Source organism: Kitasatospora sp. NPDC043950, assembly GCF_056435345.1.
In genome coordinates this window covers 92,875-101,616 of sequence record NZ_JBWKER010000032.1, presented here as the reverse complement: position 1 = coordinate 101,616, position 8,742 = coordinate 92,875, and the positions used below count along the sequence as shown (strand labels likewise).

General features: G+C 74.9%; 6 protein-coding genes. 3 read left to right on the top strand and 3 right to left on the bottom strand.

Going from position 1 to position 8,742, the window contains the following annotated elements; genetic code table 11:
• Nucleotides 1-199: 199 nt before the first annotated feature.
• Nucleotides 200-949 (bottom strand): hypothetical protein, encoded by a 750-nt coding sequence (locus AC07BF_RS22220; protein ID WP_400988942.1) that lies wholly within the window; start codon nucleotides 947-949, stop codon nucleotides 200-202.
• Between the two features lie 51 nt (nucleotides 950-1,000).
• Nucleotides 1,001-2,311 (bottom strand): MFS transporter, encoded by a 1,311-nt coding sequence (locus AC07BF_RS22215; protein ID WP_363630886.1) that lies wholly within the window; start codon nucleotides 2,309-2,311, stop codon nucleotides 1,001-1,003.
• A 632-nt stretch (nucleotides 2,312-2,943) separates the two neighbouring features.
• On the opposite strand from AC07BF_RS22215, the gene AC07BF_RS22210 reads away from it, so the two are divergent.
• A complete protein-coding gene (locus tag AC07BF_RS22210) occupies nucleotides 2,944-3,999 on the top strand; it encodes a hypothetical protein (protein ID WP_363630888.1) in 1,056 nt (351 codons plus the stop codon).
• A 38-nt stretch (nucleotides 4,000-4,037) separates the two neighbouring features.
• Here AC07BF_RS22210 and AC07BF_RS22205 read toward each other — a convergent pair whose 3' ends face one another.
• On the bottom strand, nucleotides 4,038-5,390 hold the full coding sequence (locus AC07BF_RS22205; RefSeq protein ID WP_363581123.1) for a tetratricopeptide repeat protein: 1,353 nt from the start codon (nucleotides 5,388-5,390) through the stop codon (nucleotides 4,038-4,040).
• A 336-nt stretch (nucleotides 5,391-5,726) separates the two neighbouring features.
• Between AC07BF_RS22205 and AC07BF_RS22200 the strand changes: the two genes are divergently transcribed.
• Nucleotides 5,727-6,806, top strand: a complete 1,080-nt coding sequence (locus AC07BF_RS22200; RefSeq protein ID WP_363581125.1) for an ACP S-malonyltransferase — start codon at nucleotides 5,727-5,729, stop codon at nucleotides 6,804-6,806.
• On the top strand, nucleotides 6,803-8,740 hold the full coding sequence (locus AC07BF_RS22195) for an acyl-CoA dehydrogenase family protein (protein ID WP_400988946.1): 1,938 nt from the start codon (nucleotides 6,803-6,805) through the stop codon (nucleotides 8,738-8,740). Before AC07BF_RS22200 ends, AC07BF_RS22195 begins: the two co-directional genes overlap by 4 nt.
• Nucleotides 8,741-8,742 lie beyond the last annotated feature (2 nt).

Sequence of the window (8,742 nt, the reverse complement as noted above, 5' to 3'; positions counted from 1 at the left end):
TCCCCCCCCCCCCATACCCCCCCCCCCCCCCCCCCCCCCCCCCCCCCCCCCCCCCCCCCCCCCCCCCCCCCCCCGCCACTTCGTCAGGCCGCCGTGTCCAGGAGACTCGTCCCGCCCGGCCCGAGCCTGCCGGGCACCGCTCGCTCCGCAGCGAGGGGCGGGGTTTGCGGGAGCGCGGCGGTGGGGCGCCCGTTCGGGATCAGGCGTCCTGCGCGGGGACGAAGGGGACGGGCATGGGCCTGGCCGTGGGGGTGGCGGTGGGGGTGACCGTAGGCGTAGGCGTGGGCGTGGGCGTGGGCGTGGGCGTGGGGGTGGCGGTGGAGGTCGGGCTGGATGTGGAGGTCGGTGTCGGTGTGGGGGACTGCGTGCCGGTGGGCAGCGTGATGGTGACCGTCCCGTCCAGCGTCATCGACTTCAGGCCGGTCGGGGTGTTGCAGGCCGTGAGGTCGATGTCGGACTTGACCGGGTCGAGGACCACCGTCCAGGTGGCGCCCTTGTAGCGGCCCGCGGTGATGCCGCCGCTGAGGGGGTTGCTCGACTTGAGCAGGTCCTGGATCGGCTGCATGTCCCAGGTGAAGTCGGTGGTGCCCGGGTCCTCCGTGGTGGGCTGGCCGTTCGCGGTCTCCCAGGTGACGCGCTGCAGGGTGCCGGGCGCGTTCTGGTAGTTGCCGGCCGCGCAGGTCACGCCGTTGCCGAGGCCTGTCCCCACGTAGTCGGCCTGGGTGATGGGGGCGTCACCGGTGCAGTTGAGCAGTTTGGGGTTGCCGAGGGTGGCCGTGATGTTGTCCTGGGGGACGAGCGTGAGGCCGGAGCTGAAGGTCATCGTGAAGCTGTCCTCACAGGTGATGACCTGGGGCACTCCGGCGGCGGAGGTGTCGTACACGAGCAGTCCGCCGACCAGGGTGCCGGCTGTGAGGGCGGCGGCCGCGATACCGATGGGGTGTTTCATGGGGTCGTGCCTTTCTCGGGGTGGGGGAACCCGGTGGTGCTGCGGGCCGGATCACCCGGGGAGTCCGGGGGCCGGTGCTGGGGGACGGCTCGACGGGGTGGGGAGCCCGGAGCCCGACGGCCCGGCCACTGCGGGGGAGCCGTCGTCCTCGCCGTGGCGCGCGAGGGTGAGGAGCGCCGTACCGCTGACCACCAGGACGGCGAGGACGTAGAGCGGGGTCACGGCCGGGGACTTGAACCAGTCGGCGGCCTCGGCGGTCAGGTAGGTGGCGAGGGTGCCGCCGAGGAGTCCGCCCAGTTGGTAGCCGACGGCGGCTCCGCTGAGGCGCACGCGGCTCGGGAAGAGCTCGGAGACCAGGGCCGCCTGGGGGGCGTACATCGCGGCGAATCCCACCAGCGACAGCAGGTAGGCGAGCACCAGGACCGGGGGAGAGCCGAAGCGCAGCAGGGGCGCGAACGCGGCGGCCCAGAGCGCCATGGTGATGGTCCCGGCCAGGCAGACCCGTCGTCTCCCGTAGCGGTCGGACAGCGCGCCGAAGAACGGGATCAGGGCGATCAGCGCGAGCGGGGCGAGGAGCGAGAGCGCGATCAGGGCGTTGAGCGACAGGCCGGCGACGCGCAGCAGGGTCAGGACGTAGTTGAACGAGAAGCCGAAGAGCACGACGTCGGCTCCGGCGGTGATCGCCGTGGTGACGAGCAGCTGCCTGCGGTGCCGGGCGATCAGTTCGACGACCGGCCGCCTGCTGCGGGCCCCGGTGAGGGCGAGCGTCCGGAAGGCGGGGGTCTCCTCGATCCGGGCCCGGGCCCACAGCCCCACCACCACCAGCACGGCGGAGAGCAGGAAGGGCAGTCGCCAGCCCCAGGTCATGAACTGTGCGGGCGTCAGCGCACCGGAGACCGCCGTCATGGCCCCGAACGCCAGCAGGTTGCCCGCCGGTGCGCCGATCTGGGCCCAGCTCGACACCAGCCCCCGGCGCCCCGGTTCGGCGCACTCGTGCGCGACGACGGTGGCGGCTCCCCACGCACCGCCCAGGCCGAGCCCCTGGAGCAGGCGCAGCGTGACCAGCAGGAGCGGGGAGGCGAAGCCGATCTGGCCGTATCCGGGCAGCAGCCCGACCAGGCCGGTGGAGGCCCCGGTCAGCAGCAGCGCGCCGACCAGGGCGGGGCGCCTGCCGTGGCGGTCGCCGAGGTGCCCGAAGAGCGCCCCGCCGACCGGCCGTGCCACCAGCGCGGCCCCGTAGAGGCCGATGCCGGTGAGGGTCGCCGCGAAGGGGGAGAGGTAGGGGAAGAACTGGTGTTTGAAGACCAGCACGGAAGCGTTGACGTAGAGGAAGAAGTCGTACCAGACGAGCGTGGTACCCATGAGGCTGACGATGACCGAGCGGCGGACATCGCGCGTCGCGAAGCGCACATCGAACTCCATTGCGTGTGACTGCCGTCACTTCTAGCAATATTCCAGCGCCGGTGGCATCGCGCCACGCAGGCCGCCGCGGGCTGGACTATTCGCGTGCGTACCGTACCTGCGCCCCGAACTCCGGAGACTCGCCTGGGCGCCCGGCGCGACCGGTCGGCCCTTCGTTCAACTCATCTCCACTGCAAGGGTGTTCGCGGCCCACTTGGTCGACTCGGCCTCTTGTCCGAATGTGGCGTTCAGGTTAATCCTGTCGCTGGTGAACCATTGTGGTGTGGGGTGGATTCCGGCCGTCCGGCCGTCCGGACAATGCGACTTCCATTCGTATACGGCGAACCAGCGGGTCGGATTCATGGAGAATCCGACTTTCACATCCGGCCCGTCGCCCGCTCCAGCCCCCGCCGCCCCCGCCGGAGCGCTGCCGGCTGCGCCCGCCGGACACCCGCCGGCGACACCTCTGTCCACGGCGCTGTCCGCAGCTCGCCGACGCGGCTCCACCGGGCACACTCGGAAGATCACCAACGGCATCCGCGACCTTCGCCGGAGCCGAACGACGTGGCCATCCACCCTGGGGAGGAGCCGGCATGAACCGGTCCCGGTTGACGGAGCAGTCCGACGTGGCATCGGGCCCTGACGGTCCGATCACCGTCTTGTCCGGCTACGTCCATCCGACGCGCGGACCGGTGACCTGTCCGGCGGCCCCGCTCGTGGCCGGGTGGCTCCACGAGCGCGGGTTCGCCGCCCGGATCGGTGCCGGCGGGATCCTGCCGGCGGGCCGGGGTGGGCGGCTGTTCGCCACGACCTACATCGACCTGGACGGGGCCGTGGTGGGGATCGCCGTGATCGCTCCGGCCCGCCAGGAGGCGGTGGCGGCGGAGGCCGTCCGCGTCTGGTCGGCCACGGTGCGGACCAGGCGGCTGATCGTCTGCGCGTCGGCGCCCGCGTGCGGGCCGACCCCGGTCGTCCCGTCCCAGCCCCTGAACCGGCTTCCCCCGTCCGCAGGGGGCGCCGGGCAGGCCGAGTGCCCGCGGGCGGCCGCGACGTGGGCCGCCGTCCGGCAGTACGAGGTTCGCGGGGACACGGTCCTCGTGCTCGGCGGCGGTTTCGCCCCGGCTGACCCCGCCGCGCAGCAGGCGGGGCGGGTCCGGGTGCCCGACGTGGCCGGGGCGCAGGCCCTGCGGTCCGTCGATCCCGAGCGGCTGTCCTTCGTCCAGCACCCGTGCTCACCGGTCGAGGAGGTCGCGGAGATCCTCGGGGTGCTGCGCGCGCGGTTCCCGCTGCTTCGAGGCCAGCACCCCGATCAGTGGTGCTACCGCTCCTCCGACCGGCGGCGCGCCGTCCGCGCGGTGGCGGAGTCCAGCGACCTGGTGCTGGTCTCCGCCGGCAGCACCCTGGCGGCGTCGATCCGCTCCGGCGCGTTCGTGGCGTTCAACGGTCTGAACGCCCTGCGGCCGGAGGAGATCGCGGCGGCGGCGACCGTCGGTGTGATCGCCCCGCTGCGGGCTGCCGAGGGCGCTGTCGACGCGACGGACGCCGTGGTCGGGGCGATCGGCGGCCTGGGGCCGGTGAGTGTGGCCTACCACCGTACGGTCACGGAGGTCGCGACCGACGTCCTCGCGCGGACTCCGCGCCGGCCCTGACGGGGAGAAGGCTCGGCCGCTACCGCGTGCGCGAATCGTCAGGCACGCCCCAGGGCGGTGGCCCGTTGGATGAGGTGGTCCGCGGCCGGCCGCCGGCGGTGGGGGAGCAGGAGCCCGGGCATCCGCGCCCTGGCCAGGTGGGCTCGGCGGGAGGCCAGTAGCGGGTAGACGTCGAGGAACTCGTGCCAGGTGGCGCAGGCGGCTTCGATGTGTCCGGCCGCCAGCTGGCGCTCGGCCAGTCTGCTGAGGACGACGGCACGGGAGCGGGACTCGCCCCGGGGCCTGCGGGCGGCGGACACCTCCAGGAGCTTGATCGCCCCGGCGGGGTCGCCGAGTTCGACTCCGACGAGGGCCCGCTGGTGGTCCCACGAGGCGCGGTGGTAGTCGCCGATCGGCGGTGGCGGGCCCGTGGCGTTCGTGAGGAGGTCGCGGGCGTCGCCGATGTGGCGCAGCGCGGCCGTCCGATCGCCGAGGGCGGCCTCGGACAGGGCGAGCTGCCCCAGGACGGAGGCGCGCAGCCGCGGCGCCGAGGAACTGATGCGGCAGTCGGCGGCGGCCTGCGCCAGGCGCAGGCTCTGGCGCCGGTGGCCGAGTTCGTAGGCCTGGGTGGCCATGGCGCGCAGGGTCATCGCCTGGGCGGCCGTGTCGCCGGCGTGCCGGGCCAGGTCGAGGGCGAGGCGGTAGTACTGGCCGGCGAGGCCGTTGAGGTCGTCGTCGATGTGCATGAAGGCGCACAGGTAGCACAGTCGGGCGGTGGCTCCGAGGATGCCGAAGTGCCGGACGGGCGGGGCGGGTGCGGCGAGCATGGGCGCCGCCGTGGTCGCGAGGAACGCGGCGAGTGCGGTGCGGGCCTGGCCTCCGCCGTGGACGCGGTCGATCGCGGAGAAGACGGGCAGCAGCAGGGCGAGCGCGTCCGGCTGGGGCGGGGGCGCCTTCGCGCCCGCGGGTACCGACGCGCCGGTCGGGGCTTCGGTCCGGCCTCCGGTCAGGGCTTCGGCCAGGCCGGTCGGGCTTGCGGGCGGTGCGGGCGGCGGCTGGTAGGAGAGGAGGTTCCCGTGGCGATCGGGTGCGACGGCCGCCGCCGCGAGCCGCGCGAGCACCGCCGGGGAATCCGGCGCCGGGGTGTCCGGCGGCGGATCTCCGAATCCGGCGTCGGCCAGGGTGACGGGCCGTCGGAGCCGACGGCCCAGCGCCGCGCAGACCAGGTGGGGGGCGGGCTTGCGGGGAACGGCTCCGGTGAGCCACTGGTGCACCGAGGCGCGCCCGTAGGCCCGGGCCCATCCGGATTCGGCGCCGATCTGATTGACGGCCCGGGCCAGTTGCTCTCCGGTCCATCGGGCTTCTTCGAGGAGTTCGCGAAGGCGGGCGTTCGGCACACGGCGGACGGCCATGTCTCTCCCGGCGGGTCGTCGACGCCGCGCTCACGGCGGCCCGGTCCGGCCTCCGCGGTACGCGGTCGCGCTGCGCACATCCCGCCATGCTATCCGCTCGCAGCGCCGCCGGGATGCCCGAATGGGATTCTCAACTCGATGTAATTCCCGGGAAGTTGACGCCCGGAAAAGCTTGACGGGCCGGCCGTCGAAAAGGGCCCGCGAGGGCGGCCGCAGCCTCCACCATCGGTGGCGTCGGGGCGTTTCCTTCGAACGTGCCCCAGGGTGGAGGCGGAATCCGTGATGTCCGGCCCGCAGCGTCCGCAGAGTCCCACGGCCACCGGAAAGTTCGTTCACATGTTCCCCGGGCAGGGGGATTTCAGTCTGACCCCGCTGTTGCGGACGCTTCCCCGCGTCGGGTCGCTGGCACGCGCGGTCGCCGAGGTCTTCGAGGAGGCCGACGTGGTCGCCGCCGAGTTCGGGGTGGCGCCGATCGGCCCCCGGCTGGCAGGCGGCTCCCACCTGACCGGCGACTCCCGTTCCGGTGGCGGCTCCCACCTGACGGGCGACTCCCCGCTCAGTGCCGGCGCGCTGGCCGCCGAGCCGGCCGGGACCGTACAACTCGCGCTGTTCGGTGTGTCGTTGGCGGTGCACCGCGCACTCGAAGCCGACGGCTGCCGGGCGCACCGTCTCCTGGCGGTCAGCTTCGGCGAGATCCCCGCGCTGACCGCGGCCGGATGCTGCTCGGTCGCCGACGGGGCCCGTCTGGCCTGCCGGCTCGGGCAGTTGCTGACCGGCCACGGCGGCGGCATGACACTGCTGGGCGCGGGCCCGGCCACAACCCGCCGGCTGCTCGCGGCCGCCGGGCCGGGCACGGGCGTGGTAGTGGCCTGCGTCAACCACGGCGGGGAGACGGTGGTCTCCGGCCCGCTCGACGGGCTCGCCGTCGTCGAACGGTCGGCGACGGCGCACGGCGTGGGGGCGCAGCGGCTGCGGCTCCCGTTCATGAGCCACCACCCGGCTCTCGTCCACGAGGCCGGTGCGTTCGCGCACTTCGCCCGGCGGCTGCGCCTGTCCCCGCCGCGCCGACCGGTGTACTCGGCGGTGGCCGGCCGGTTCTACCGCGCGGACAGCGATCTGCCGAGCGCGCTGTCCGCGTGCCTGGTCAGGCCTTTCGACCTGCCTGCGGTGTTCGGCGCGTCGATGGCGGACGCCTCGCTGGTCGTCGAGGCGGGCACCGGCAGCACGCTGACGAACAGCGTGCGCAGGATCGACCCGCGGCAGGACGCGCTCGCGCCGGTCGCCGACGGCCAGTGGCCGACCGGCCCCCAGACGCCGCTGCCGCCCCCGTGCTCCTGCCCGCCTCCCGCCGCGCCGGGAGAGGGCACGTCGCACCACCACCACCCGACCACGACGGCCGCACGGGGGGACTCTTGAACACCGAACGGAAGCCTGGCGAGGAGGCCGGCGCGATCGACGTCCTGACCCGCCTCTCGGCGCTGCTCCCTCCCCGGCGGGCCTCGGAGTTCGGACAGCTCCTGGCGGACCACCGGGCCGAACACGGGGCGGCAGCCCTGCGCACGGACGTCAGCGCGCACCGGCGGCTGGCCCGCCTGGCGGCCTCGCTGCCGCCGGCGGTCGAGGTGGTCGCCGACGCGGAACTGCTGGCCGCGCTCAGCGAGGCGACGGCGCTGGCGGATCCATCGCTCTACCAGACCTTCCTCTCCCACTACACCCTGTGCGTCGGCTCGCTGGTCCTCCTGGGCGGCAAGGCCGCGGACCCGGACGGCGCCCTCGCACACGCACGCACCAAGGGATCCTTCCTGGTCACCGAGATCGGCGACGCCGGCAGCCACCTCGGGATCCGCACCGAGGCCCGGTTCGACCCGGCCCGCCGCGCGTTCACGCTGCACACCCCGGACCACCGGGCCGCGAAGTTCTCCTCCGTCGCGGCGTTCGGCCTGCCCCAGCAGGCGGTGGTCTGCGCACGGCTGCTGACCGGCGCCCGGGACGGGGGAGTGTTCTCCTTCCTCGTCGACATCACGGGGGTCGACGGCCGCCCGGCACCGGGCGTGTCCGTCTCCGGCCCGCTCCCGGTGGGCGCGCTCCCGCTGCCCTACGGCCTCGTCCGGTTCCACGGCGCCCGAATCCCGTACGACCGCTGGCTGGCGGACGGGGCCGGGATCGACGCCACGGGCGTGCTGCACGACCCGCAGCCGAGCGCCGACGCCCGCCTCCAGCGGACCCTGAGCTGCGGCCAGGGGCTGTGGGCCACCCTGCCGTCCGCGATGGCGGGCCTGGCGGGCCGTAGCGCGGCGATGGCCTGGCGGTTCAGCGCGGGCCGCCGCTCGCACGGCCGGCTGGCGCCCGGGAGCCCGGTCCTGGAGTACCGCACCCAGCAGCACGCCGTCGTCGGAGCGCTGGCCGCGGCCTTCTCCCTGCGCTGCACGGCCCGGGCGGCCCTGTCCACGTGGGCGGGGCTGCGCGCCGCGAAGCCCTCCGACGGGCCGGGCACGGCGATGACCTTCTCCCCCTGGGCCGCGGTCGACCGCTCGCTCGCCCTCCACAAGGCGCACAGCACCCGGGCCGTGGCGGAACTCGTCGACTCCCTCCAGCACCGCTGCGGGGTGTCGGGCCTCTTCGACCACAACCGGCTGCCGGGCTACCTCGGCTTCGCCCGCGCCTTCGACAACGCCGGCGGCGACAACACCCTCATCCTGCTCGACGCCGGCCGCGCCCTCGCCGAGGAGCGGGCACGCCCCGATCGGCGGAGGGCCGGTCCGGGCCGGTTCCCGGCCGACCCGGGCCCGTCTTCGGCCGACCCGACCGACGCGGCGTGGTGGCCCGCGGTCGTCACCGCGCTGCAGGACCGGCTCGCCGACGACCTCGCCGCCGCGGCGTCGGCCCGTACCGAGGCGCTCCACGGCTCGCTCCAGCGAGACCTGGAGCTGTGGAACCCGCTGCTGGAGGACGCCCTGGAGCTGGGGGACGTCCAGGCCCGCCGGCTCGCGGCCGAGGCCGCGGTGGAGGGGACCGCCGCGCACGGGTGGCCCGTTCCGCAGGCGGCCGACCTCGCCGCGCTCGACGGCCTGCGCCAGGCCCGGCGCCTGGCCGGCCCCCTGCTGGCGACCGGCGTGCTCACCCCCTCGGCCGTACGCGCCCTGCCCGCCGCCATGGACGCCCTGTGCGACCGGTTGCGTCAGGCCCTGCCGGACATCGTGGCCGCCCTCGACCCCGGGGCGGGCCTCGCCCGCACCGCCCTCGACGAGCCCGACTACGCCGCCGCGCTCCTGGCCGCCCACGGCGCCCCTGCCGGCGCCCCCGCCAGTTCCTCCACCGGCTCCTCCGACCGCACCGGGAGCACGTCGTGAAC

Excerpts from the sequence above, each read along its gene's own strand:
- AC07BF_RS22200 (WP_363581125.1), top strand. The coding sequence starts at position 5,727 with ATGTTCCCCGGGCAGGGGGATTTCAGTCTGACCCCGCTGTTGCGGACG.
- AC07BF_RS22215 (WP_363630886.1), bottom strand. The coding sequence starts at position 2,311 with ATGGGTACCACGCTCGTCTGGTACGACTTCTTCCTCTACGTCAACGCT.
- AC07BF_RS22210 (WP_363630888.1), top strand. The coding sequence starts at position 2,944 with ATGAACCGGTCCCGGTTGACGGAGCAGTCCGACGTGGCATCGGGCCCT.
- AC07BF_RS22205 (WP_363581123.1), bottom strand. The coding sequence starts at position 5,390 with ATGGCCGTCCGCCGTGTGCCGAACGCCCGCCTTCGCGAACTCCTCGAA.
- AC07BF_RS22220 (WP_400988942.1), bottom strand. The coding sequence starts at position 949 with ATGAAACACCCCATCGGTATCGCGGCCGCCGCCCTCACAGCCGGCACC.